The following is a 25,367-nucleotide window of genomic DNA, read 5'->3' as shown; positions in this document are numbered from 1 at the left end:
ACACTGTGTCTTAAAAATTTTGAATTTTTTTTTACTATTTAATTGTTGAATTTTGTTGTTCAGCCAATTTCATAGAATATTCTTGCCATAATTTAACATCTTCCGGTGTTAATTTTGAAGCTACTTCTGTTTGCTTTGATTGCCAATCAGCAGCTTTAGCTTGTAATTCTGATACTTTTGCAGCATCTCCAGATTTTGCCGCTTTCATTGATTTTTTTACATAAGCAGTATATTCTTCTGCAAATTTTTGTGCTTCCGGAGAACTAAATTTAGGTACTTCTAAAGTAGTTTCTGTGGTAGTTGTTGTTGTCTGCGTTTCTGTTGCAGCATCTACAGTTGTTTCTGTTTCTGTAGTTGTTTTTTCTTCAATACCTTTCTTTTTGTCACAAGATACTACTAACATAGTTGATGCGAATAATGCTGATAACACTAATTTTTTCATATACAATATTTTAATTATTTATATCAAATATATTTTTTTTTTTAAAACGATCAAATTTTTAATTAGTAATATAGTAAATTATTAACACATGATTTTATTAGAACCATTTGTCTGCTTAATTAAAAGACTTTAATAATGTAAAAATCTAAAAATGCTTAAAAATAATTCGGGCTTAAGTAAAAACCCAAGCCCGAATGTGTAATAAGTGTTATTTAACTTTTTTAAATATGTACTTTAATGAAACTACATTTAATTCGTAATTTCCCGCATCTTCTCTTGATAGAGTTTGCTGAATTTCGAAAGAATCATTATTCAATTTTTTAATCTCGAAAGCTTCACCTTCTTCTCCGGTAAATTCATTTTTAAGGGTAAACGTGTTTGCATTGATACTCCAAGTACCACTTAAAATTTGGTTGCTACAAGCATTTGAGTTTGTACTATAATCGTAATCCGTGTGCTGCAAAGATCCGTTACTTAAAAAGTCGTAGATATCTAATGGACAAACACCATTTTCCCCACTATCAGTAGAAACCATATTACCATTTACATCTAACGCTAATTCTTCTATGTAATTCCATTTACCTAGTAACTGTTTTTGTTCTGTTGGTGCCGGCTTATCGTCATCTGAACACGATACAGCTGTAACCGCAATAGCACTTAATGCCAACGTTGAAAATATCTTTTTCATAATTTTAAAAATTTTATTCTAAATAGTAAACAGTACAAAATTAGGATGATTTTGAAAAAGTATTTGTAGAACTTTTTACCGCGAATAAACCGAACTTGTTCTACATAAAAAAAACAAAACTCGCAGCAAAACTAAATTCGTGCGAGTTAAAAAATTTTATTTTCCGATAGATTATTCTTCTACATATAAAACCAAACCTTTTAAATAAGATCCTTCGGGGTGAAACATGTTCACCGGATGGTCCGGACCTTGCGAAAGCTTGTGCAGCACACGTACTTTTCTGCCCGATTCTATTGCTGCTGCTGCTACGGTATTGTAAAAAAGCACCTCATCTATAACCTGCGAGCAAGAAAAAGTAAACAGAAAACCGCCTTTTGTAATGTTTTTTAATCCGGCAACGTTCAAACGCTTATATGCTTGTGTTGCGGTGTGTTTGCTTTTTATGTTTTTGGCAAATGCTGGCGGATCTAAAACAATAACTTCGTATTGGTTTTTATTTTCTTTTAGAAATTCAAAAACATCTGATGCTACTGCCTGATGATTGCTTCCCGGAAAGTTTAATTCCATATTTTGATCAGCCAGTTTCACCGCTTTTTCTGATATATCAACAGATGTAACCAAATTTGCACCAGCATTCATGGCATAAATAGAAAAACCGCCGGTGTAGCAAAATGTGTTCAATACTTTTTTTTCGCTGGAATATCTTTCTAGCAACTTTCTGTTTTCACGCTGATCTAAAAAGAAACCGGTTTTTTGTCCTTCTACCCAATTTACATGAAACTGAATGTTGTTTTCTTTTGCCACTGTTTCGGTTGCTTTTCCGAATAAATGAAAATCGGTTCCGGTATTTGGAAGTGTATTTGCGCTTTTGCAATAAATGGTTTCGCAATAATCAGGAAAGCACTTTTGTATGGCTTCGGAAATTTTCTTCATGCTTAAATAAATACCTGTTGAGTGCGCCTGAATTACAAAGTTTTTGTTGTAATAATCAATAATTAAACCCGGAATTTCGTCGCCTTCGCCATGAATCAATCTAAAAGCATTTGTTTCTTCGATATTAAAAAGCTTTAAACGTAAATCCCATGCTGCTTTTAATCTGTTTTCCCAGAAATCATCATTAAAAACTTCGTTATTAAAAGTTAAAATACGCACAACAATGCTTCCTTTATTGCTGTAAAATCCAGTTGCTAAATGGTTGCCGTCATAATTAGTTAGATCAACCATTTGTCCGTCTTCTAATTCATCTGATACCCCGTAAACCGCTCCACTGAAGACCCATGGGTGTTTACGTAAAATTGATTTTTCTTTTCCTTGTTTTAATATAACTTTTGCAAAATCCATTTAATAATTTTTTACAAAAGTAAAACAATACGAAAAAAGAATTTATAGACTAGGTACTTTAATTTTTTAAAACATTTTTATATATAACATTAGCTTAAATACAAAAAATCTACCGTAACGATAGATTTTTTGTATTATAAATTATTCTGTTTCTTTAGAATCTTCTTTTGGAGTTTCTTGTTCATTCTCCTGATGATTTTGCTCTTCGGTTTGTAAAACCTTAGGCAATTCTTCATCTTTAGGCTTTCTACGATAAATGTATCGATCGTAATATTTTTCGAACAAAGGTGTGGGCGCATTATCTTCCCCAAGAACAAATCCATACGGTCGCATTCCTTCCACATTATCGAAAATAATTTTGAATATCGCTAAAACAGGAATCGCTAAAAACATACCGGCAATTCCCCAGATAGATTCAGCAATCACAATACCAAACAATACTACAAACGAGTTCAATGCTACTTTAGAACCAATGATTTTTGGTGTAATGATGTTTCCATCGATTGAATTTACAACCACAACTGCAACAATTACCCAAAGTGCCTGTATAGGCTCACCTGTTGCTAATGTTACAATAGCTGCCAAAAGGGTAGCTATAAAAACACCAATGTAAGGTATTAAATTTAAAACACCGCACAGCACAGCAAACAGCAATGCATACCTAATACCAATGATTGAATATGCGATGAACATTAAGCCCGAAACTGCAACTACTTGAATCATTAAACCAAAAATATACTGTTTTATGATGCTTTGAATTTCAACAATTACTTCTTTTACTTTGGTTTGATCTTTTGGAGGGAAACACCAGATTAAAAATTTCACCAAATGACTGCGGTACAGTAAAAAGAAAAATATTCCTAAAAAAGTGAACATTGATGATGCAAGCATGGAAGTTAATGATGTAACTGCAGTTCCCAGCACACCTGAACCACGCTTTAGAAAATCTTCGGCATTTTTTTCGATATAATTGATTTGTTCTTCTTCAGAAACGCCAAATTTATCATACACAAAAACTTGTGCTTCGTGAACCAATTTTTCGATTTGTTGCTGAAATTCTGGTAGATCTTCTGTAAATCGTGCCATTTGTGTTCCAATGAAATAAAATACGGCAAGCACCGCTAGAGAGAACATTATTGCAGATAACAATGAAGACAATATACGCGGAAATTTCAGTTTTTTTTCCTGAAAGTTAGACAGCGGTAACAGCAACATAGACACTAAAAAGCCAATAACCAATGGCACCAGAACAGATTTGCCGGCAATACAAATGTAAAAAACTGCTATTAAGCTTATTAATACACAAGCCAAACGCACTACGAACGGAACCTTTTTTTGTTGTTCGGCTGGATCAATAACAGCTGTTTTTTTTTTATTCTCTGAATATTCGTTTTGCATAGCCTGATTTTTTTTAAATACTCATTTCAGGAATTGTTCCTTCTATAATCAATTCAGCTTCGGTAGCTTTTATAATATCTTCTACAGATACTCCCGGAGCGCGTTCTAACAATTTAAACCCTTTTGGTGTTACCTCCATTAAAGCTAATTCGGTCACAACTTTTTTAACACAACCCACGCCTGTTAAAGGCAAGGTACACTTTTTTAATATTTTAGATTCGCCTGCTTTGTTTACGTGCATCATGGCAACAATGATATTTTCTGCCGATGCTACCAAATCCATAGCGCCGCCCATACCTTTTACCATTTTTCCTGGAATTTTCCAGTTGGCAATGTCTCCGTTTTCAGAAACTTCCATAGCGCCTAAAATAGTTAAATCTACATGCTGTGAACGAATCATTCCAAAACTCATAGCCGAATCAAAGAATGATGCGCCTGGCAATGTGGTTATGGTTTGTTTTCCTGCGTTGATTAGATCCGCATCTTCATCACCTTCAAAAGGGAAAGGTCCCATGCCTAAAACGCCGTTTTCTGACTGAAATTCTACGTTCATTCCTTCGGGAATATAGTTTGCAACCAATGTTGGAATCCCAATTCCTAAGTTTACATAAAATCCTTCTTGTAATTCTTTGGCAATGCGTTTTGCAATACCTACTTTATCTAATGCCATAATTAATCTCTTTTGCGTACCGTTCTTTGTTCAATTCTTTTTTCATACTTTTCTCCTTGGAAAATGCGTTTTACGTAAATTCCCGGAATATGAATCTGGTTAGGATCTAACGCGCCAAGTGGCACCAGTTCTTCAACTTCGGCAATAGTAATTTTACCTGCACCAGCCATAACCGCATTAAAACTACGTGTTGTTCCTTTAAAAACCAAGTTTCCTGCTTCGTCACCTTTCCATGCTTTTACAATAGCAAAATCGGCTTTGTAAGCTTCTTCCATTACATACATTTTTCCGTTGAACTCACGTGTTTCTTTACCTTCGGCAACTTCGGTTCCGTAACCAGCAGGTGTAAAGAATGCAGGAATACCTGCTTGTGCAGCACGACATTTTTCTGCCAATGTTCCTTGTGGTGTTAATTCAACATCTAATTCGCCACTTAACATTTGGCGTTCAAACTCGGCATTTTCACCTACATACGAAGCAATCATTTTTTTAATTTGACGCTTTTGCAGTAATAATCCCAAACCAAAATCATCGACACCCGCATTATTAGAAATACAGGTTAAGCCCGTAACATTTTTACGAACCAATTCTGCAATTGAATTTTCGGGAATTCCGCTTAATCCAAATCCGCCCACCATAATGGTTTGATTATCTTGCACATCGTGTAATGCTTCTTGCGCATTTGCAACCTTTTTATTAATCATAATTATTTAGATTGTTAAGAGTATAAAAATATAAAAAAAAACGACTTCAAAATAAGAAGTCGTTTTAAATATTAAAAGTTAAATTCTGTAGGTACGCTTTCGGTTGGTGCTGCCAAACTATCTCTTTTCTGACTTCCGTCAATTAAAGAATCATTTGCCACACGTTTCCAACAATCAACCAAAACACTAATGTTAGCTGGGCGTTCAAAATCTTCATCAGAAACATACAGTGTTTTATCGCCATAACATTTTTTCATAAAGATACCCCAAATAGGCAATGCCATTGTTGCTCCTTGTCCGTAAACTGTTGATTTAAAATGTGCGGCACGATCTTCGTTACCCACCCAAATACCAGTCACTAAATTTGGAACCATACCAATAAACCATCCATCTGAATTGTTTTGAGTTGTTCCTGTTTTTCCTGCAATAGGATTTTTAAATGCGTACGGATAACCGGTCATGGTATGATAACCTGCACCACCTGAACCGGTATAACGTAAACGACCACCCGATCCACCTTCTGTAACACCTTCTAAAAGTTTTACAATAGCATAGGCAATGTCTTTATTCATAACGTCGCGGGTTTCTGCTCGTGATTCAAACAATACCACTCCGTTTTTGTCGGTAATTTTATTTACAAATCGTGGCTTTACGTAAACACCCTGATTTGCAAAGGTGCTGTATGCTGCAACCATATCGCTAACCGTAATTTCTACAGCTCCCAACCCAATTGCTGGTGAAGCGGGTATGTCTGATTTTACACCTAAATCTCTACATAAATCTATAACCGCTTTTGGACCAACACGATCCATTAAACGAGCCGTTACGGTATTTAAAGATTGTGCCAAAGCATATTTCATTGTTACAGATCCATAATATTTACCTCCGGAATTTTTAGGCGACCATGGTTGTTGTATTCCATAGCGTCCTTTCGGCATGGTAAAAGGTCCGTCGTAAATATAATCGCAAGGACTCATTCCTAATTGATCTATTGCTGTTGCATAAACAAACGGCTTAAAGGTAGATCCTACCTGACGTGCTCCTTGGGCTACGTGATCGTACTGAAAATGTTTATAATCAATACCCCCAACCCAAGCTTTTACATTACCTGTAACAGGTTCCATAGACATCATACCCGATTGCAAGAAATGTTTGTAGTAAACAATAGAATCGCGTGGTGTCATTAGCGTATCTTTTTCACCTTTCCATGTAAAGATTGCCATTTTGGTTTTAACATCGAACGATTTAATAATATCTTCTTCTTCTTTTCCTTGTGCACTCATTTGTCGCCAACGCTCAGAATTACGCATTGCCCTGTTAATAATTTTATTCGTTTCGTCTTGATTGATCTGAATAAACGGAGCATTTTTATTGCCTTTTTGCTGTTTAAAGAACTCTTTTTGCAAGTTGGCCAAATGCATTTCTACGGCTTCTTCGGCATATTCTTGCATACGTGAATCGATGGTAGTATAAATACGTAAACCATCGCGGTAAATATCATACGTAGACCCGTCTTTTTTAGGATTTTCCTTCACCCATTTACGCATATAATCACGTAAATATTCTCTAAAATAGGTTGCGTATCCTTTTGTATGTGTTTCAGGCGTATAATTAATTTTTAATGGTTTGGCTTGATATTTCACCTTTTCTGCTTCGGTAATTTTTTTATTTTTAGCCATTTGTGCCAAAACAATATTTCTACGATTTTGCGATCGTTCTGGATTAAATCGTGGATTGTATCGCGATGGCGCTTGTAACATACCTATTAAAACCGCAGATTCTTCAACCGTTAGTTTTTTAGGCTCTTTATTAAAATAGATGTTAGCCGCTGAACGAATTCCATACGCGTTACTAACAAAATCTACCGTATTTAAGTAATAAGCTATAATTTCGTTTTTGGTGTACTGCCGTTCTAATTTTACGGCAATAATCCATTCTTTCACCTTTTGAATAACGCGAAAAAGTTTGTTACTTGATCCTGAACTACCGTGAAAAAGATTTTTAGCAAGCTGTTGGCTTATGGTACTTGCACCACCGCTTGAACCAGCAGTAAAAATAGCACGCATGGTTCCACGGGCATCGATACCTGAATGGGAACGAAAGCGTTCGTCTTCGGTAGCAATCAACGCATCGACCAAATGTTGCGGTAATTCATCGTATTTTACCGGAATACGGTTTTCTAGATAAAATTTACCTAATGTTTTCCCGTCTGCAGATATAATTTCTGTTGCAACGCTTGATTCTGGATTTTCTAATTCATCAAAACTTGGCATTGCCCCAAAAATACCCCAATTGGCAAAGGCAAAAATTAGTATTACAAATGCTATACCCGCCCCAAATAACTTCCAGAATAAACGTAGAAATTTTCTGTTTGTAGATAGCTCTTTCTTTTTAGAATGTTCTATTTTTTCCATAACTTCTTATGAATAATTATTGTACTTGTAAACCAATTTCGGTGATTCCTTCTAAAACAGCATCGCCCTTAACTTCGTTTACTTTTCGTATGGCATGCTCCACTTCAATCTTGTAAACACCTTGTTTAATAAACCTTATATTTTTGCGCCAAAAAAGCTTGTGTTCTTTTACGTCTGTAAAGCCTGTGCCTAACATGCTACCGTCTGCATTTGCCATTTGGTATTGTAGGGTATCTACCGTGGCAGAACCTTCTGGCGGATGCATTTTCACAATTAAAAACAAGTTGCTGTAAGGATAATTATTTTTAGTTCGCACATTAATATACGCATTGTGTTTACTTATTGTATCTAAAGATTCAAAGCTAAAAATGGCTGGTTCACTTTTTTTCCATCCATCGGACAGCGATTTGTATTCGTTAAAAAAATCGTTAGTTGTACAAGCGGTAAACGCGAATATTGTTGATAAGGTAACAACTTTAAAGAAATTTCTTTTATTGTTTGTTATCATTTGGTTTGTTGTTTGGTGTGTTTCCGTTATTTTTATTTGGTCGCTTAAAATTCTTTTTACGCGGATGATTTTTAGCAGCACCTTCTTCGTTTGATTTTGCTGGTGCGTTATTTTGAACAGCTGGTTTTGGCTTTTCGGTCTGATTATTTTGATTGTTTGGGTTATTCTGAACCTTTGGCTGATTGTTTCTTGGTGTACGGTTTTGAGGTCTTGCTTGCTGCGAGTGCGGATGTTTTGAAGCGTTTTCGTTTGTTGAACGTGGCGCTTTTTTCACATCAGTTGTAGTTGTTGCTACTTTTTCTACCGTATTACCTACAGGTTTTTTCTTGTTACGTGGCACACGTTTTTTACGTTTAGGCTCATCAAATCTAGACAAACTGTCTTCAGTCACTACGCTTTGTACAGAAGCATTGTTTTCTTCTTCTGCAACATAATCTTCAATATTATCTACAAGTTGCCCTTGTTTGTTTAATGCCAAAATTTCTTTAACCTGCGGCACTTCAATTTTATACCAATTTGCACCATTTGATGGAAAGGCAAACCACATAACTTGTTTAAAAATATCAATTTTTTGGCAATAAGCGTCACCATTTTTGGTTTGCAATTTGGTTTCGCTGTCTGGCATACCTTTTAAGGCATCTAAATACGTATCTAATTCATAATTAAGACAACATTTTAGCTTACCACACTGCCCTGCCAATTTTTGCGGATTCAATGATAATTGCTGATAACGAGCTGCTGCCGTATTTACACTTCTAAAATCGGTAAGCCATGTAGAACAACATAATTCGCGTCCACACGATCCGATACCGCCCAAACGAGCAGCTTCTTGACGGAAGCCTACTTGTTTCATTTCGATACGCGTATTAAAAGTACGTGCAAATTCTTTAATCAGCTGACGAAAATCTACACGATCATTTGCGGTATAATAAAAAGTTGCTTTAGAGGCATCGCCTTGAAATTCAATATCAGAAATTTTCATTTCTAGTTTTAATTCAATAGCAATTTCACGAGCACGAACTTTCATTGGTTCTTCGCGCTTGCGGGCATCGCTCCAAATATCAATGTCTTTCTGTGTTGCTTTACGGTATATTTTTAGGGAATTGCCATACGGATCTACCTTCTTTTTTTTCATTTGTACCTTAACCAATTCGCCGGCTAAGGTTACTACTCCGATATCATGCCCAGGACTTGCCTCGGTTGCTACCACATCGCCCATTTGTAGGGACAATTTATCTATATTTTTATAAAAGTCTTTTCTGCCGTTTTTAAAACGAACTTCAACTATATCAAAAGGTTCAAAACCAGAAGGGTAGTGCATATTTGATAACCAATCGAATACACTTAATTTATTACAGCTATCAGTTCCACAAGAACCTTTGCTGCCACAACCTTTTGGAATGCCTGAATCGTTTGTTTTAGTAGAACAATTTGTACATGCCATATATATTAAACAACCTGCGTTGTGAATATTAATTAATAAAAAATTTGTGTAAAGATACTATATTTTCATTGTGCATAATAACGCGTTAACGTTTTATAATATTTTACGAAAATCTAAGATAAGTAAAAATAAAAAGAATGTCCTTTATTATTTTTTATAAGTTCAAATTTACAAAACTATTACTGTTTTAACTATATTTACAAAATAACAAGCTAATTTCACATAAAACATCATCAAAACAGAATATATAAATTACATTTTAAGTTAAAATATGTTTTTTATATTATAACATCTAAATTAATTAAAACTCTACGACCTAATAACACAATAACTATGAAAAAGCTAATTTTAATGTTACTTACACTTGCACCTTTTGTAACAAAGGCACAAGTAACCCTTATCCCCGATCAAAATTTTGAAAATTATTTAGTTCATTGGGGATATGATAGCGACGGATTGATTAATGGACAGATTTTAACCAATGATGCCCTAACAGTTACTGAATTAGACTTTATAAACAAAAGCCCAAATAATATTTCATGGGTTGATTTAGACGGGTTTAATGATTTTGCTAACTTAGAAATACTTAAAGTAGGGAATGGCGCCACAAACATAAGTTTTGCAAATTTAATAAATCTAAAAAACATATATTTAGACAATCCTATTTTATCTTCTTTTGATGCAACACCTTTAACTTCTTTAGAAGAATTAGAACTTGATAATACAACGTTAGATGTTCCGGCCAGAGAAATACGCGAATTAGATTTTAGCAACAGCCCAAAATTTAACTACCTCTTTGTTCGTGAATTAAGAAATTTAGAACGAATTAGTTTACGAAATAATCAAGCAAGTGCTGTTTCAATTATTTTATATGCAGGTTCAGATTACAACATATGTATTGAAGTTGACGACCCTTTAGATGCAACAAACAATTTACCTCCGTATGATAATTGGTCAATTACATGGGATGGTGTACATGACTATACTAATTTCTATTTCAGTGATGTATGTACATTAAATATTGAAAAATTTGTAAACGAAAATTTTAAAATTTACCCTAACCCTGCAATAGAATATGTTTCTATTGAACAAAAAGAAACTGAGGGTGTAACTTTACAATCAGTTCAAATTTTAGATAGTTCGGGCAAATGGATCAAATCGATAAGAGAGAACTTTAATCAGATAGATGTTTCTAATTTAAGTAAAGGAATGTACTTGTTTGTAATACAAACCGATAAAGGAAATAAAACGGAGAAGATTGTAATAAAATAGATTTTAGAAATCACTCATAAAAAAAGCTGCCATTTGGCAGCTTTATTCATTTATTTTTTCTCTTTAATTAGATAAATGTAAACCGGAAAGTGATCGCTAAATCCTGGCTCACCACTTAATTGGTTTCGCAGTGGATAGCCTTTATACTGACCTGATTTTTGTATTAAAAAAGGTTTGTTGAAAATTCCAACTTTCCAATAACGATAGCTTGAATAATCTTTGCTTAAAAGTGGTTCTGTGAAAATGAGCTGATCAAAAATATCCCAAGCGTCCCGATAAGCAAGCGTTCCATGACCTTCTTTATACAATTGATACATAGGATTAAAAATTCCGCCTTTTTTCACTTCATCTTTTTTACCTTTTGCTTCTAAAACATCTTTAACCGATTTATTATAAGGACCGTCATTCATATCGCCCATCGTTATTACTTTTGCATTTGGGTTGATGTTATACAACGAATCGATAATTTTTTTGTTTAACGCTGCAGCAGCTTCACGGTTTGGGCTACTTTTTTTCTCGCCACCAGAACGCGACGGCCAGTGGTTTACAATAAAGTGCATTTCTTCGCCATCTAACAAACCGGTAACCAACAATTGATCACGGGTAAAAATGCGCTTGCCTTTGCCGTTGTTGCTGTCTTTATATTTTGCATCGGTTTTATCGTAAATATATAAAGGAATATTTTTAGAACTTGTTGGTTTAAAATGTTTGGTTTGATAAAAAAGAGCCACATCAATACCACGGCGGTCCGGAGAATCAAAATGAACAATTCCATAATTGGCATTTTTAAGTTTCGGCATATTTACCAAATCTTCTAACACCTTACGATTTTCAATTTCGCTAATCCCTAAAATTGTAGGCATATTTGGGTTGTCATCTGTACCAATTTCGGCAATTACCCTACTTAAATTTTCTAATTTTTGTTGATATTTTTTTCCATCCCAATTCCGTGCTCCATTCGGAGTCCATTCTTCATCATAAATTTTCTCATCGCGAATGGTATCAAACAAATTTTCAACATTGTAAAAAGCTACGGTGTGTACCGCATACGATTTCTGTTGTGACTGCGCAAACACGGTATTTACAAATAGTGTTGCAAAAAGTAAGATGTTAAATTTCATGCCCATATTATGTTATTATAAAGTTTTCAACAAACTAGAATGCAAAATTAATTAATATTTATAAAATAACTACCTTTGCACCACATTAAGTTTAATGTAAACTTATAAATTTTTAAACTACTTATTTTTAGGTTTTTATGAAAAAATTACTCTTTAGTACCTTTTTAGTACTAATTACCATTTCAACTTGGGCACAAAGTACCGCGTTACGTGGAATTGTTGTAGATGCTAAAACACAGCAACCTTTATTTAATGTAACAGCAAATTTAGCCAACACAAATTTATCGGCTACCACAAACCATCAAGGTGAATTTGAAATTGCAAATCCTACTTTAGGTAACCAGGTGCTTTACATTAACTTTACAGGTTATGTAGAAAAAAGATTTACTTTGGATATAACTACCGAAGCCGATGTTGATTTAGGTACTATTTATCTTGAAGAAGATTTAACTGCTGAACAGCAATTGAGTTTAATTACCCTTACCGAAAATGATTTGGGTGATGACAATTCGGGATCCGAAACCACTTCTGGTTTATTACAAGCATCGCGTGATGCTTTTCAACAAGCAGCAGCCTTTAATTGGGGACAAGCACGTTTTAGAGTTAGAGGTTTAGACAACGAATACGGAAACACCTTTATAAATGGTATTTCTATGAATAAAATATTCGATGGAAGACCGCAGTATTCTAATTGGGGAGGCTTAAACGACGCTACACGTAACCAAGAGTTTATTAACGGTTCTATGCCTAACGATTATACTTTTGGTGGAATTTTAGGGGTACAAGCCATTAACACACGTGCTTCGTTTATGCGAACAGGAACTCGTGCTTCATTGTCTGGTACCAACACAAACTACAACGGACGTGTTATGCTTACCCATGCTTCTGGAATGAATAAAAACGGTTGGGCTTATGCAGCATCAGCATCTTACCGTATGGCTAACCAAGGTTTTTTTGAAGGTACAGATTACGATGCTAAATCATTTTTCTTAGCTATTGAAAAGAAAATCAACAACAACCACAGCTTAAACTTATCTGCAATTTACGCACAAAACAGCCGTGGTAAAAACTCACCTAACACACAAGAGGTGATCGATTTAATGGGTTACAAATACAACTCATACTGGGGTTGGCAAGGCGATAAAAAACGTAATTCACGTGATAAAGACGTAGAAGAACCAATTTTTATATTAAGCCACTATTGGAATATTAGTGAAAAATCAAGCTTAAATACTAATGTAGCGTATCAATTTGGAAAAATATCTAACACACGTTTAGATTATAATGGTGCTAACAATCCAGATCCTACCTATTACAAAAACTTACCTAGTTATCATTTAAATTACCACAATACAAATAGTGGTACGCCAATTTGGACACCTGATTACGATTTAGCTGAAAGAAACCGTGTAGACTTTTTGAACAATTCACAGATTGATTGGCAAAAATTATACAGAGAAAATGCTCAAAGAGGGTTTGCTGTAAATGCCTTGTACGCAGATGTAATGCAAGACAATCAATTAACTGCAAACACTTTATTCAACACACAAATTTCTAATGTTGTAGGATTTAATGCTGGTTTAACATACCGCAACCTACGCTCAGAAAATTATCAGGAAATGATTGATTTATTAGGCGGTGCTTATTTACAAGATAACGATTTATTCTTAAAACCCGAATATGCAGATTCTGATCTAAATAACCCAAAACGCAAAATTTACGAAGGTGACAAATACGGTTACAACTATATTATGCATGCCAACATTGTTGATTTGTTTACACAATTTAGATTCAACTTTGGTAAATTCGATTTCTATTTAGGTCAAAATGTATCTTATACAGATTATCAACGTGAAGGTTTATACAAAAACGGTTTATACGCTGATACATCTTTTGGTAAAGGACAAAAATTAACGTTTGAAAACTACGGATTAAAAGGTGGGGCAACTTATAAAGTAACAGGTCAACATATTTTTAATTTCAATGCAAGTTATTACACAAAAGCTCCATCAATTCGCAACAGTTATTCAAACACAAGAATAAGCGACAATATTGTTGACGGTTTAACCGATGAAAAAGTTTTTGGAACAGATCTTAGCTACATTATACGTACACCAAAATTAAAAGGTCGTGTAGGTGCTTATTTCAACGAAATTAAAGACGCGTCTGAAGTTGCGTTCTTCTATGCAGATGGTATTGATATTGATGCAGATACAAGCAGCGACTTTGTTTCGGAAGTAACACGTAACATTAGCAGACAAAGCATGGGTGTAGAATTAGGTGCAGAATACCAAGCAACAAAAACCATTAAACTTACTGCAGCCGCAAACTACGGGCAAGCAATCTATTCAGACAATGCAGATGTGTACTTAAATGTAGACAGCCGCGTTGAAAACGGTTTAAACCCTATGGTAAACTATGGTACAAGTTACATTAAAAATTACCGTGTAGCTGGTAGTCCGCAACAAGCATACTCATTAGGAATTGAATACCGCGATCCTAATTATTGGTGGATTGGTGCTAACGCAAACTTCTTAACCGATTTATATTTAGATGTTTCTCCGTTATTAAGAACCAACAATTTCTTTGCAGAACCAGGTCAAGGTGGTGCAGCTTTTTCAGATGTAGACACCAACGTAGCAAGCAATCTATTAAAACAAGAAAAGTTAAACGATATCTTTTTAGTAAACGTACAAGGAGGTAAATCTTGGAAAATTAAAGGTAAAACCGTAGGTTTCTTTGCATCGGTAAACAACGTTTTAGGCTTAGAATATAAAACTGGCGGTTTTGAACAAGCGCGTAACGCGAATTACCGCGAATTATTAATGGATCACGCTAGTGGAACACGCACATTTGGTCCTAAATATTTCTATGGATACGGCAGAACTTATTTCTTAAACATATACATGAACTTTTAATTTTAAAGTGATATGAAAAAATTAAAATACATATTCCCAATAGCTGTTTTAACTTTCGCAAGTATATTTACAGCTTGTTCACCAGAAGACGAACAGGAATTACCACAACATAATAAAATTATTTATTTAGTAGATTTTCAACAAGTAGTTGAAGGTACTTTTGACGAAACCCCTTTTACTAATTTTTCAGAAGTTGGTACAAAAGAATGGTTTGGCAATAAAGATAACAGAGGAAATGGTTACTATGAATTTTCCCCTTTTCAAAGTGGGCAACCATTAAACATTGGTTGGTTTATTACACCAGTAATTAATTTAGACCAAGCCAATGCTAAGCGTTTAACCTTTCAAAGCGCACAACACCACGTTATAAATGATACAGAAAATTATTTAGAACTATTTGTATCAAACAATTTCACAGGCGATGTTGCTGCTGCAAATTGGGTTAAATTTGAATTTAAAAAACCGCAACCCAATTCAAAAAATTACGAATGGGTAAATTCTGGCGGAATTAACTTAGCACAATTCAGCGGAAACATACATATTGCTTTTAAGGCAACCGGAGGAACAGCAAATGCTAATGCAGGCGCTTATATGATTGATAACATTAAAGTTTTTTAATTTTTAAGGAATGAAAGCATTAAAATATACATTTGCAGCCTTAGCATTGGTTGCAACATTAGTAACAACAAGTTGTGCAAACAGTGACGACGCTACTGCACCCACAATAGAATACCATAACGCAACACCAACAATTACTTTAGAAGAATTATACACTAAAGCAAATACAACGTTGCAACAATATACCGAAGACGATATTTTAGAAGCCTACGTATCATCTACCGATGAAGGCGGAACGTTTTACAAATCGGTATCATTACAAAACATAGAAGGCACCAAAGGCTTGTCTATTTCTGTTGATATGTACAACATAGTAAACCATATAGCACCGGGGCGTAAAGTTTATATCTATTTAAAAGATATGTACTTTTCTGTTGTAAACGGATCGGTTGTTTTAGGCGATGTTTTCGAAGAAACAAGCGTTGGTAGAATGCGTCCGCAAGATTTCTACAAAAAAGTATTTGCATCAAACGTAATAATTCCTGAAGCAGAATTAGCCAAAACCATTACTTTGGCAGATCTTAAAAACGACAATTACATCAACACCTTAGTAGAAATTGATCAAGTACAGTTTGCAGACAATGCGGTTGATAAAACTTATTACGATGCATCGAATGTGTTGGGCGGCGCTACAAACCACAACATTTTAGATGCTAGCGGAACCATGATTTTTAGAACCAGTGAATTTGCAAAATTTGCATCACAAGTAATACCAAATAACAGCGGAAAAATTCGTGGGGTTTTAACCAAGTTCAACAGCGATTATCAATTTATGGCACGTACGTTCAATGATATTCAACTAACAGAAAACCGTATTGGCGAAGAACCTGGAGAAGGCGAAGAACCTGTTGCACCTACAAACTTATTATTCACTGCAGCCGATTTTGAAAATTGGACAAACTTTAATAGTTCAATAAACAGTTTTGGCTTAAAATCTTATGCAGTTCAAGGGGTTGGCACAGGTGCTTTAGGTACTAATTCGTTACACCTTAACGGTACACCAACTGCAAACGATTATGTTTTTACAATTTTAGCTTCTGCACATGGAAATATTCCTGCAACACCAACAAAAATAACTTTTTGGGTGAAAGGAACAGCTGCAAAATCATTATCATTCAACATATACCGTGCTACAACAGGTTACGATGTTTTTAACGTAACAAATTTAGGAAGCAGTGCAGTTGTATTAAACAAAGCCGACCTTAATGATGCTGGCAACGGAACAAATGCTTATGGTGGAACCATAAACACAAACGGTAAATGGGTTAAGGTTACCTTAAACATTGCCGATGTTGATCTTAATAAATCTACCGCTGGAGATCTTTTTGCGTTAAAAGTTGGAAACAATGCCGCTTACGATTTACACATTGATAATATAGAAATTCAATAACAATTAATTACAAATACTAAAACGCCTTCTTTAAACCGAAGGCGTTTTTTTTGTTCCTTTTAATAATAGGTTTTTTGTATCTTTAAAACAAATATTCGCGTACTTTTATGCCAGCAGCTGTAGAAACCTCACATCATTTATACCCATTGATTTCAGATTTAGGTTTGATATTAATGACCGCCGGAGTTGCCGTTTTAATCTTTAAAAAGATAAAACAACCTTTGGTTTTGGGTTATTTAATAGCTGGTTTTTTGGCAGGTCCGCATTTTCCTTTGTTTCCTACAGTTCAAGAAATGGGCAACGTAGAAGTCTGGGCAGAAATTGGCGTGATATTTTTACTTTTTAGTTTAGGACTGGAATTCAGTTTTAAAAAACTCGTAAAAGTGGGCGGTTCTGCTAGTATTACTGCCGGTGTGCAAATTGTATCCATGATTATTATTGGTTTTACAACCGGTAAACTTTTAGGTTGGAATTTTATCGACAGTATTTTTTTAGGAGCAATTCTCTCCATGTCATCCACAACCATTATTCTACGAGCGTTTGATGAATTAGGCGTAAAAACACAAAAATTTGCCGGTGTAGTTTTCGGAACATTGATTGTAGAAGATATTGTCGCAATTTTATTAATGGTTTTACTATCAACCATAGCGGTATCGCAACAGTTTTCAGGAGTTGAACTAATGGAATCTATCTTTAAGCTGGCGTTCTTTTTAATACTTTGGTTTTTAGCAGGAATCTTTTTAATTCCTACCCTACTTAAAAGAACAAAAAATTTGCTAAACGAAGAAACCACTTTAATTGTTTCGTTGGCATTGTGTTTAATGATGGTTATTCTGGCAACCGCAGCAGGTTTTTCACCAGCATTGGGCGCTTTTATTATGGGATCGATCATAGCCGAAACAACCAAAGCAGAACAGATTGAACATTTAATTAAACCTGTAAAAGATCTATTCGGAGCCGTTTTCTTTGTATCAGTCGGTATGTTAATCAATCTGGATACTTTACAAGAATATGCTTTTCCTGTTGTAATTATAACCATTGTTACTATTTTTGGAAAAACAATAGCTACTGGAATGGGCGCTTTAGTATCGGGGCAGCCTTTAAAACAATCGGTTCAGGCAGGAATGAGTTTGGCTCAAATTGGCGAATTTTCGTTCATTATAGCCACCTTAGGTATGACGTTAGGTGTAACAAGCGGATTTTTATATCCTATTGTTGTGGCGGTTTCGGCAATAACAACTTTTACTACGCCGTTTTTCATTAAAAATTCTCTAAAAGCATATCATCAACTAAAAATTATTCTACCTAAAAAATGGGAAGATCGGTTAGATAATTATTCTTCCGAAACACAAACCATATACAAAACAAATCATTGGAAAAAATACATTACCGGAGTAATATCACACATTGTAATACATTCGGTTATTATTGCAGGAATTGTTTTTGTAAGCATTTCCTATTTAATTCCATTGTCTAACGGCGCATTTACCTATTATTTGTACATTTTTTTAACCGTTGTTGCATTTTTGCCTTTTTTATATGCTTTGGCATTGCAAAGAGTTGCGGCAACATCTTTAAACAAACTAAAAAGCGAAAATAAAAACATTACACCCCTAATATTAATTGCCTTGTTTAGAATTTTATTGTGCATTGTAATTGTTTTTATAATGATAAATGAACTGATTAATCCGTTAACAGGTGTAATTGTATTGGCAATATTAATTTCGTTTGCAGTGCTGTTTCCAAAGAAAATTCAGAATATGTACGGAAAGATTCAACATCAGTTTATTGAGAATTTTAATGATAGAGAAAGATCCGAAGCTATTAGAAATAAAAGCGATTTAACGCCTTGGGACGGACACATGACTACTTTTGAAATTCCGCAGGAATCACTGATCGCCGGTAAAACCTTGAATGAACTAAAAGTGCGTGAAGAACTGGGTGTAAACATTGCCATTATTAAACGTGGCGATCTGGTAATAAACATTCCCGATAAAGACGAAAAGATTTTTCCGAAAGATATTTTGTATGTTATTGGAACCGACGATCAGGTGAGGGATTTTGAACTTTTTGTTGATAAATCGCTGGTGGGATCGGTTGATTACCATACAGAAATTGTACTGAAAGGTTTCGAATTGACCAATGAAGCGTTGAACGGAATATCGATTCGTGAAAGTAAAATCCGCGAAAACAGCAACAGTATTATTGCCGGAATTGAACGCAATGGCGAGCGCATTTTAAATCCACAACCTACATTTACCTTACAAAAAGGAGATATTTTATGGCTTGTAGGCGATAAAAAGAAAATCACCGCTTTATTTTCAAAATAGATTATGACGATAGAAATTGCAAAACCCGAACATTTAAACAACATTATGCAGGTTATTGATGCTGCACGAAATAGTATGCGCGCCAACGGCAACCTTTCACAATGGATTAACGGATATCCATCAGCAGATGTTATTCTGAATGACATCAATCAAAACATTGGATACATTTGTTGGAACGATACCGAAATTGTAGGTTATTTTTCATTTTTGAAAGGCGATAATCCTGAACCGTCGTACAACATCATTGATAACGGAAAGTGGCTTAATAACGAACCTTATGGCGTTATTCACAGACTGGCATCAAACGGAAAAGCTAAAGGAGTTGCCAAAGCTTGTTTTGATTATTGTTTTACGCAGATTAACAACATTCGTGTTGATACCAACAACAATAACCTGCCTATGCAGAACTTCTTTAAAAAGTATGGTTTTACGTATTGCGGTATTATTTATGTTGCAGATGGTTCACCAAGAGATGCTTTTCAAATGGTTTTAAAATAAAAATCAATGAGCATTTAAACATTCTTTATAAAATTAATTTTGTAATTTAGAACACCTTATAATCCCTTGTAATAAAACTATGGAAGACACGATAGCTACAAAATGGAATGTTTTAGTGAACAATCAAAAGTCCCAATCTGAAGCTGACAATAAAACCGAATCGGTTGAACAAATTTCAAGTTACATTTTTATTTACGACTGTTACGAAAACTCTATTTTGTATGTAAATAAAGCTTTTGAAACATTAACGGGTTACAATTCACACGAGTTTAATCTTGATTTTTTAATAGGTATGATTCATCCCGAAGATGTACCTTATTTCTTTGCTTCTGAAGAAAGAGGGTTAAACTTCACCAATAAACTATTGTTTAATGAGCATTTTAAGTACCTACTCTCTTACTCATATCGAATTAAAACAAAAAACGGATCGTACATTAGAATTTTACAGCAATGCCAAGCGCTTGAAGTAAACAACAGCGGACACTTAACTAAAACATTGGTTATACATAAAAGAATTGCAGATTTTGATGTTTTGCCAAAAAATGATTATAAAATTTTAGACAAATCTAATAACGTTTATATAAACGAACAAAACTCGTATAATCTAAGCGAAAGAGAACTGGAAATTTTAAATCTTATTAAGCTAGGATATAATAGCGAAAGAATTGCATTTGAATTAAAAATTAGCACCAATACGGTTCGCACTCACAGAAAAAACATCTTAACAAAAGCAAAAAGCAATAGTTTTATTGAACTAATAAAGAAAATTAGCATCAGTGATTTTGAATAAAAATAAATAAACAAAGCCTTTATCTACATACAATAAAGGCTTTTGTATTAAAAAGTGTACTAAAATTAGTACTGTTTTTTATTATCCCCAACACTGGCGCGAGCATCTTGCTCGTGTCTTTTTTTCGTTTGTTTTTTATTTTTGGTACGAGCCGTGACGCTCGCACCAGCAAGGGATATCCTTTTAATTAATCTAGCAAAATTAAATATACTCGTATCTAATTATCTTTCCGCTTTCAATTGAATAGAATAACTTATATCTCATTCCGGTATCTCCAAAATACATTACATAAGTAACGATAAAAATTTTATTAACATTCTTTGTGTCTTTAATTTCATAACCATCAATTACAATCTTTTCAATCTGACGATATTTTTCAGTTATCTCTTCAAATACACCGAAAAAAGCCTTACTCATTTCTTTATTCAAAAACACATTCTCTAAGTCTAATCTTTTTTTATTGTCTAAAAAATCATCTTTTAATTCTAATAATGATTGTAATTCTATAAAAAATGACTTCTTATAGTTAAAAGACTTATTATCATTAATAATGATTAATTTATCAAAATCATTAGTTTCATTGTACTTCAAGAAAAATTTAAATGCTAAATTATCATAAAAGACATCTGCATGATTATTTAAAGGCTTTTCTAATTGAAAATACAATGAAACACTGTCATTTATAATTGAATCTTTTTTAACAAAAGACACAGAGATTGAATCATTAACAGAAATAGATTCAACTAATAATTTTTCATTTGCAATAGCATCATTTTTCTTGCAGCTAATAATAGATATTGCGAAAAGGATAATAAAAACTTTATGATACACCATAAATATAAAATAAAAAAGAGGCACAAAATGCCTCTTATATAGTAACTAAAAACGTATTAATTATTCAATGCTTCGGCACCACCAACAATCTCTAAGATCTCGTTTGTAATAGCAGCTTGTCGAGCTTTGTTATACGTTAATTTTAACTGATCGCGTAAATCTTTCGCATTATCGGTTGCTTTGTGCATAGCCGTCATACGTGCACCGTGTTCAGCTGCGTTAGAATCTAACACTGCTTTGTACAACTGCGTTTTTAACGATGTAGGTATTAAATTTAAAATGATTTCTTCTTTAGAAGGCTCATAAATATAATCTACCGTTACGTTCGATTCTGTTTCAATTGGCTTTAAAGGCAAAAACTGTTCTGTTTGTACAATTTGTGTAGCTGCATTTTTAAATTGATTGTACACCAACTCCACCTTATCATAAGATCCTTCAATAAAAGCATCCATAATTTGTTGCGCAACAACTTCAACATTTGCAAACGTTAAAGCATCGAATAAATCACTGCGGTTTGCAAAAACAGTTTCTGTTTTACCAACCAAGTCATATCCTTTTTTACCAATTGTTAAAACATTAACACTTTTACCAGCATACGTTGTATCAATTAACGTACGTGTAGCTTTAATAACGTTTGCATTAAAAGCACCACACAATCCACGGTTTGATGTAACTACAACTACTAAAACTTTGTTTACTTCGCGTTGTTCTGCGTAAACACCTGCTGCATCACCTTCTAATGTTGAGCTTATGTTCTGAATTAATTCGGTTAATTTCTCTGCATACGGACGCATAGCTGTAATAGCATCTTGCGCCTTTTTTAATTTTGCTGCAGAAACCATCTTCATTGCAGAAGTAATCTGCATGGTTGATGATACCGAGTTTATTCTGTTACGTATTTCTTTTAAGTTTGCCATTTTAATTGAATTAAGACAAATAAATTTAGATAGTAGTATTGAGAACTTAGAAACCTAGATTCTCAATACTAACTACTCTGTACTTTTATTAGTATTTAGACGATACTTCTTTCGCAACTTTTTCTAATGTAGCTGTAGCTTCGTCAGACAAGTTACCTGCTTTTAACGCATTTAAAGTATCGCGGTACGATAAGTTTAATACTTGTAAGAATTCTTTTTCGAATTCTTTTACTTTTTCTACAGGAACGTTACGTAACAAGTTTTTAGAACCTGCATAGATAATTGCAACCTGATCTTCAACAGAATACGGATCGTTTACCGCTTGCTTTAAGATTTCAACGTTACGACGACCTTTTTCGATTACGTTTAAAGTTACTGCATCTAAATCTGAACCAAATTTCGCGAAAGCTTCTAATTCACGGAATTGTGCTTGGTCTAATTTTAAAGTACCTGCAACTTTTTTCATTGATTTAATTTGCGCGTTACCTCCAACACGAGATACCGAAATACCTACGTTAATTGCCGGACGTACACCTGCGTTAAATAAATCAGACTCCAAGAAAATCTGTCCGTCTGTAATCGAAATTACGTTTGTTGGAATATATGCAGAAACGTCACCAGCCTGAGTTTCGATAATTGGTAAAGCAGTTAACGAACCACCACCTTTAACGATTGGCTTTAACGATTCTGGTAAATCGTTCATGTTTTTTGCGATTTCATCGTCACCGATTACTTTTGCAGCACGCTCTAATAAACGAGAGTGAAGATAGAAAACGTCTCCAGGATACGCCTCACGACCTGGTGGACGACGTAAAATTAAAGACATTTCACGGTAAGCTACTGCTTGTTTAGATAAATCATCATAAACGATTAATGCAGGACGACCTGTATCACGGAAATACTCACCAATTGCAGCACCTGCCATTGGAGCATATACCTGCATTGGAGCAGGATCTGATGCATTTGCAGCAACAATTACAGAATAAGCCATTGCGCCTTTTTCTTCTAATGTTTTTGCAATGTTTGCTACTGTAGAAGCTTTTTGCCCAACAGCAACATATATACAGAATACTGGTTTACCAGCATCGTAAAATTCTTTTTGATTTAAAATGGTATCGATACAAACAGTAGTTTTACCTGTTTGACGGTCACCAATAACCAACTCACGTTGACCACGACCAACCGGGATCATTGCATCGATTGCTTTGATACCTGTCTGCATAGGCTCGGTTACCGGCTGACGGAATACAACACCAGGAGCTTTACGCTCGATTGGCATTTCGTATAAATCGCCTGTGATAGGTCCTTTACCGTCGATTGGGTTACCTAAAGTATCAACCACACGTCCTAACATACCTTCACCTACTTTGATAGATGCGATACGACCTGTTCTTTTTACGATAGATCCTTCGCTTACACCTGTAGATGGGCCAAATAAAACAACACCAACGTTATCTTCTTCTAAGTTTTGAACCATTGCCTCTAAACCGCTCTCAAACTGAACCAACTCACCATACTGTGCGTTTGCCAATCCGTGAACACGTGCAATACCATCACCTATTGTTAAAACGGTACCAACTTCTTCTACAGATCCTTCTGCTGTAAAACCAGATAATTGTTTCTTTAATATTGCTGAAATCTCAGCAGGATTAATTGCTGCCATGCGTTTGACTATTTTATCACGTTAACCGTGTGTGATTTTAATTATTAAATTCTCTTTTTAATTGACTTAATTTGTTTGCAATAGATGCATTGTACTGCATATCGCCCAAACGAATAATAAAGCCGCCAATAATATCTTTATTTACTTCGTTTACAATAGTAACTTCTTTTGTAGAAAGCTCTTTAACCTTTGCCAATACCTGCGCTTCTAATGCCGGTGTTAAAGGTGTAGCTGTAGTTACATAAGCAACTTCAACTCCTTTTAACTCGTCATACAATTTAGCGTATTGTGCTGTAATTGCTTCTAAAATATCTAAACGCTTGTTTTGTAATAAAACCGAAAATAAGTTTTTAGTATCTGCGTTAGCCGAAGCAAAAATTTCGTTTAAGGCAGCTAATTTAGATTCTCCTTTAATTACCGGATTCTCTAAAAATAACTTTAACTCACTGCTTTGTGAAATAGCATCAGATATCGTTTTCATATCTGTACCAACCACTTCTGCATTTCCTTTTGCGTTAGACACGTCAAGAATTGCTTTAGCGTATCTTAAGGCTGCTCTTGTTCCCGTCATAACGTGCTATTAATTTAATTTAATATCGTTTAATAATGATCCAACCAATTGCTCTTGCGCTTGCTTGTCTGCTAACTGACCTTTTAATAATTTTTCTGCGATATCGATTGATAATGTAGAAACTTGTGTTTTAATTTCAGCCATTGCCGCGTTTTTCTCACTTTGAATAGATGCCTGTGCTTGTGCAATCATTTGTGCACCTGCAGTTTGAGCTTCTTCTTTAGCTTCAGCAATCATTTTGTCTTTCATTTCGCGTGCTTCTTTTAACATTGCATCGCGCTCTAAACGTGCTTCAGCTAATAATTTTTCGTTATCTGCTTTTAAGTTCGTTAACTCTCTTTTTGCGTTTTCTGCTGCTGCTAAAGCATCGGCAATTCCTTCTTCGCGTGCTTCTAAAGCGTTAACGATAGGTTTCCAAGCAAATTTTCCTAATAAGAAAATAATAACTACTAAGATGATTGCCATCCAAAAGAATAAACCTAAACTAAAATCGTTGATTAACTTTCCCATTTATATCTTAAAATATGATTTTATGTAATACTTTTTGTTTAATTAAACAATATCTGCAACCAACCGTTACAGATATTGTTTATTGTAATTAAGCTCCTAAGATTAAAGCACCGAATGCTAAACCTTCTAATAATGCACCAATGATGATCATTGCAGTTTGGATTTTCCCAGCAGCTTCTGGCTGACGAGCGATAGCGTCCATTGCAGAACCACCAATTTTACCTAAACCGATACCTGCTCCGATAACGATTAAACCAGCACCTACTAAATTTGGAATTGTCATGATAAATGATTTATATATAATTAAACAAAATTTTAATACTCTA

Annotated in this window: 23 protein-coding genes; 7 read left to right on the top strand and 16 right to left on the bottom strand. The window is 34.5% G+C overall.

Going from position 1 to position 25,367, the window contains the following annotated elements; translation table 11 throughout:
* Nucleotides 1-34: 34 nt before the first annotated feature.
* The 9 genes from EG242_RS06470 to EG242_RS06430 form a co-directional block, all read right to left on the bottom strand.
* The gene (locus EG242_RS06470; protein WP_124899086.1) at nt 35-442 is read right to left on the bottom strand and encodes a hypothetical protein; all 408 of its coding nucleotides are present in this window, start codon (nt 440-442) and stop codon (nt 35-37) included.
* A 208-nt stretch (nt 443-650) separates the two neighbouring features.
* On the bottom strand, nt 651-1,130 hold the full coding sequence (locus EG242_RS06465; protein WP_124899085.1) for a lipocalin family protein: 480 nt from the start codon (nt 1,128-1,130) through the stop codon (nt 651-653).
* 171 nt (nt 1,131-1,301) lie between these two features.
* The gene (locus tag EG242_RS06460; protein WP_124899084.1) at nt 1,302-2,471 is read right to left on the bottom strand and encodes a class I SAM-dependent rRNA methyltransferase; all 1,170 of its coding nucleotides are present in this window, start codon (nt 2,469-2,471) and stop codon (nt 1,302-1,304) included.
* A gap of 141 nt (nt 2,472-2,612) precedes the next feature.
* The gene (locus tag EG242_RS06455) at nt 2,613-3,869 is read right to left on the bottom strand and encodes an AI-2E family transporter (RefSeq protein ID WP_124899083.1); all 1,257 of its coding nucleotides are present in this window, start codon (nt 3,867-3,869) and stop codon (nt 2,613-2,615) included.
* A gap of 13 nt (nt 3,870-3,882) precedes the next feature.
* Nucleotides 3,883-4,539, bottom strand: a complete 657-nt coding sequence (locus EG242_RS06450) for a CoA transferase subunit B (protein ID WP_124899082.1) — start codon at nt 4,537-4,539, stop codon at nt 3,883-3,885.
* 2 nt (nt 4,540-4,541) lie between these two features.
* The gene (locus EG242_RS06445) at nt 4,542-5,243 is read right to left on the bottom strand and encodes a CoA transferase subunit A (RefSeq protein WP_124899081.1); all 702 of its coding nucleotides are present in this window, start codon (nt 5,241-5,243) and stop codon (nt 4,542-4,544) included.
* Between the two features lie 71 nt (nt 5,244-5,314).
* The gene (locus tag EG242_RS06440; protein ID WP_124899080.1) at nt 5,315-7,657 is read right to left on the bottom strand and encodes a penicillin-binding protein 1A; all 2,343 of its coding nucleotides are present in this window, start codon (nt 7,655-7,657) and stop codon (nt 5,315-5,317) included.
* 16 nt (nt 7,658-7,673) lie between these two features.
* Complete coding sequence (locus EG242_RS06435) at nt 7,674-8,165, bottom strand: gliding motility lipoprotein GldH (protein WP_124899079.1); 492 nt, start codon at nt 8,163-8,165, stop codon at nt 7,674-7,676.
* Nucleotides 8,149-9,609 carry a PSP1 domain-containing protein gene (locus tag EG242_RS06430; protein ID WP_124899078.1) on the bottom strand — a complete coding sequence of 487 codons (1,461 nt, stop codon included), beginning with the start codon at nt 9,607-9,609 and terminating at the stop codon, nt 8,149-8,151. Before EG242_RS06430 ends, EG242_RS06435 begins: the two co-directional genes overlap by 17 nt.
* 333 nt (nt 9,610-9,942) lie before the next feature.
* On the opposite strand from EG242_RS06430, the gene EG242_RS06425 reads away from it, so the two are divergent.
* On the top strand, nt 9,943-10,881 hold the full coding sequence (locus EG242_RS06425) for a T9SS type A sorting domain-containing protein (protein WP_124899077.1): 939 nt from the start codon (nt 9,943-9,945) through the stop codon (nt 10,879-10,881).
* A gap of 50 nt (nt 10,882-10,931) precedes the next feature.
* On the opposite strand, the gene EG242_RS06420 is transcribed toward EG242_RS06425, so the two are convergent.
* Nucleotides 10,932-12,002 (bottom strand): endonuclease/exonuclease/phosphatase family protein, encoded by a 1,071-nt coding sequence (locus EG242_RS06420; protein WP_235831882.1) that lies wholly within the window; start codon nt 12,000-12,002, stop codon nt 10,932-10,934.
* A gap of 137 nt (nt 12,003-12,139) precedes the next feature.
* Here EG242_RS06420 and EG242_RS06415 point away from each other — a divergent pair, with 137 nt between their 5' ends.
* The 6 genes from EG242_RS06415 (at nt 12,140) to EG242_RS06390 (ending at nt 20,546) form a co-directional block, all read left to right on the top strand.
* Complete coding sequence (locus EG242_RS06415; RefSeq protein WP_124899075.1) at nt 12,140-14,920, top strand: carboxypeptidase-like regulatory domain-containing protein; 2,781 nt, start codon at nt 12,140-12,142, stop codon at nt 14,918-14,920.
* A gap of 12 nt (nt 14,921-14,932) precedes the next feature.
* On the top strand, nt 14,933-15,538 hold the full coding sequence (locus tag EG242_RS06410) for a choice-of-anchor J domain-containing protein (RefSeq protein ID WP_124899074.1): 606 nt from the start codon (nt 14,933-14,935) through the stop codon (nt 15,536-15,538).
* Nucleotides 15,539-15,548: 10 nt separating this feature from the next.
* Nucleotides 15,549-16,928, top strand: a complete 1,380-nt coding sequence (locus EG242_RS06405) for a DUF5689 domain-containing protein (RefSeq protein ID WP_124899073.1) — start codon at nt 15,549-15,551, stop codon at nt 16,926-16,928.
* Nucleotides 16,929-17,035: 107 nt separating this feature from the next.
* A complete protein-coding gene (locus EG242_RS06400; protein ID WP_124899072.1) occupies nt 17,036-19,258 on the top strand; it encodes a cation:proton antiporter domain-containing protein in 2,223 nt (740 codons plus the stop codon).
* 3 nt (nt 19,259-19,261) lie between these two features.
* Nucleotides 19,262-19,756, top strand: a complete 495-nt coding sequence (locus EG242_RS06395; protein WP_203227686.1) for a GNAT family N-acetyltransferase — start codon at nt 19,262-19,264, stop codon at nt 19,754-19,756.
* Between the two features lie 79 nt (nt 19,757-19,835).
* On the top strand, nt 19,836-20,546 hold the full coding sequence (locus EG242_RS06390; protein ID WP_124899070.1) for a LuxR C-terminal-related transcriptional regulator: 711 nt from the start codon (nt 19,836-19,838) through the stop codon (nt 20,544-20,546).
* A gap of 201 nt (nt 20,547-20,747) precedes the next feature.
* Here EG242_RS06390 and EG242_RS06385 read toward each other — a convergent pair whose 3' ends face one another.
* The 6 genes from EG242_RS06385 to EG242_RS06360 form a co-directional block, all read right to left on the bottom strand.
* The gene (locus EG242_RS06385; protein ID WP_124899069.1) at nt 20,748-21,380 is read right to left on the bottom strand and encodes a hypothetical protein; all 633 of its coding nucleotides are present in this window, start codon (nt 21,378-21,380) and stop codon (nt 20,748-20,750) included.
* A 56-nt stretch (nt 21,381-21,436) separates the two neighbouring features.
* Nucleotides 21,437-22,297: an ATP synthase F1 subunit gamma gene (atpG, locus tag EG242_RS06380; protein WP_124899068.1), complete on the bottom strand. Its 861-nt coding sequence runs from the start codon at nt 22,295-22,297 to the stop codon at nt 21,437-21,439.
* A gap of 88 nt (nt 22,298-22,385) precedes the next feature.
* Nucleotides 22,386-23,960 carry a F0F1 ATP synthase subunit alpha gene (gene atpA / locus EG242_RS06375; RefSeq protein ID WP_124899067.1) on the bottom strand — a complete coding sequence of 525 codons (1,575 nt, stop codon included), beginning with the start codon at nt 23,958-23,960 and terminating at the stop codon, nt 22,386-22,388.
* Nucleotides 23,961-23,997: 37 nt separating this feature from the next.
* A complete protein-coding gene (gene atpH / locus EG242_RS06370; protein WP_124899066.1) occupies nt 23,998-24,531 on the bottom strand; it encodes an ATP synthase F1 subunit delta in 534 nt (177 codons plus the stop codon).
* Between the two features lie 9 nt (nt 24,532-24,540).
* The gene (locus tag EG242_RS06365) at nt 24,541-25,041 is read right to left on the bottom strand and encodes a F0F1 ATP synthase subunit B (RefSeq protein WP_124899065.1); all 501 of its coding nucleotides are present in this window, start codon (nt 25,039-25,041) and stop codon (nt 24,541-24,543) included.
* A gap of 88 nt (nt 25,042-25,129) precedes the next feature.
* Complete coding sequence (locus EG242_RS06360) at nt 25,130-25,324, bottom strand: ATP synthase F0 subunit C (RefSeq protein WP_091520805.1); 195 nt, start codon at nt 25,322-25,324, stop codon at nt 25,130-25,132.
* Nucleotides 25,325-25,367: the final 43 nt, after the last annotated feature.

The sequence above is a fragment of the Paenimyroides viscosum genome (assembly GCF_003858535.1).
Lineage (GTDB): Bacteria > Bacteroidota > Bacteroidia > Flavobacteriales > Flavobacteriaceae > Flavobacterium > Flavobacterium viscosum.
The sequence above is the reverse complement of the archived record's forward strand: the minus strand, read 5'-3'. Positions and strand labels throughout refer to the sequence as shown.

Excerpts from the sequence above, each read along its gene's own strand:
- atpG (WP_124899068.1), bottom strand. The coding sequence starts at position 22,297 with ATGGCAAACTTAAAAGAAATACGTAACAGAATAAACTCGGTATCATCA.
- EG242_RS06365 (WP_124899065.1), bottom strand. The coding sequence starts at position 25,041 with ATGGGAAAGTTAATCAACGATTTTAGTTTAGGTTTATTCTTTTGGATG.
- EG242_RS06440 (WP_124899080.1), bottom strand. The coding sequence starts at position 7,657 with ATGGAAAAAATAGAACATTCTAAAAAGAAAGAGCTATCTACAAACAGA.
- EG242_RS06415 (WP_124899075.1), top strand. The coding sequence starts at position 12,140 with ATGAAAAAATTACTCTTTAGTACCTTTTTAGTACTAATTACCATTTCA.
- EG242_RS06360 (WP_091520805.1), bottom strand. The coding sequence starts at position 25,324 with ATGACAATTCCAAATTTAGTAGGTGCTGGTTTAATCGTTATCGGAGCA.
- EG242_RS06420 (WP_235831882.1), bottom strand. The coding sequence starts at position 12,002 with ATGAAATTTAACATCTTACTTTTTGCAACACTATTTGTAAATACCGTG.
- EG242_RS06465 (WP_124899085.1), bottom strand. The coding sequence starts at position 1,130 with ATGAAAAAGATATTTTCAACGTTGGCATTAAGTGCTATTGCGGTTACA.
- EG242_RS06405 (WP_124899073.1), top strand. The coding sequence starts at position 15,549 with ATGAAAGCATTAAAATATACATTTGCAGCCTTAGCATTGGTTGCAACA.
- EG242_RS06445 (WP_124899081.1), bottom strand. The coding sequence starts at position 5,243 with ATGATTAATAAAAAGGTTGCAAATGCGCAAGAAGCATTACACGATGTG.
- EG242_RS06395 (WP_203227686.1), top strand. The coding sequence starts at position 19,262 with ATGACGATAGAAATTGCAAAACCCGAACATTTAAACAACATTATGCAG.
- EG242_RS06400 (WP_124899072.1), top strand. The coding sequence starts at position 17,036 with ATGCCAGCAGCTGTAGAAACCTCACATCATTTATACCCATTGATTTCA.
- EG242_RS06390 (WP_124899070.1), top strand. The coding sequence starts at position 19,836 with ATGGAAGACACGATAGCTACAAAATGGAATGTTTTAGTGAACAATCAA.
- EG242_RS06410 (WP_124899074.1), top strand. The coding sequence starts at position 14,933 with ATGAAAAAATTAAAATACATATTCCCAATAGCTGTTTTAACTTTCGCA.
- EG242_RS06470 (WP_124899086.1), bottom strand. The coding sequence starts at position 442 with ATGAAAAAATTAGTGTTATCAGCATTATTCGCATCAACTATGTTAGTA.
- EG242_RS06450 (WP_124899082.1), bottom strand. The coding sequence starts at position 4,539 with ATGGCATTAGATAAAGTAGGTATTGCAAAACGCATTGCCAAAGAATTA.
- EG242_RS06425 (WP_124899077.1), top strand. The coding sequence starts at position 9,943 with ATGAAAAAGCTAATTTTAATGTTACTTACACTTGCACCTTTTGTAACA.
- EG242_RS06435 (WP_124899079.1), bottom strand. The coding sequence starts at position 8,165 with ATGATAACAAACAATAAAAGAAATTTCTTTAAAGTTGTTACCTTATCA.
- atpH (WP_124899066.1), bottom strand. The coding sequence starts at position 24,531 with ATGACGGGAACAAGAGCAGCCTTAAGATACGCTAAAGCAATTCTTGAC.
- atpA (WP_124899067.1), bottom strand. The coding sequence starts at position 23,960 with ATGGCAGCAATTAATCCTGCTGAGATTTCAGCAATATTAAAGAAACAA.
- EG242_RS06385 (WP_124899069.1), bottom strand. The coding sequence starts at position 21,380 with ATGGTGTATCATAAAGTTTTTATTATCCTTTTCGCAATATCTATTATT.
- EG242_RS06430 (WP_124899078.1), bottom strand. The coding sequence starts at position 9,609 with ATGGCATGTACAAATTGTTCTACTAAAACAAACGATTCAGGCATTCCA.
- EG242_RS06460 (WP_124899084.1), bottom strand. The coding sequence starts at position 2,471 with ATGGATTTTGCAAAAGTTATATTAAAACAAGGAAAAGAAAAATCAATT.
- EG242_RS06455 (WP_124899083.1), bottom strand. The coding sequence starts at position 3,869 with ATGCAAAACGAATATTCAGAGAATAAAAAAAAAACAGCTGTTATTGAT.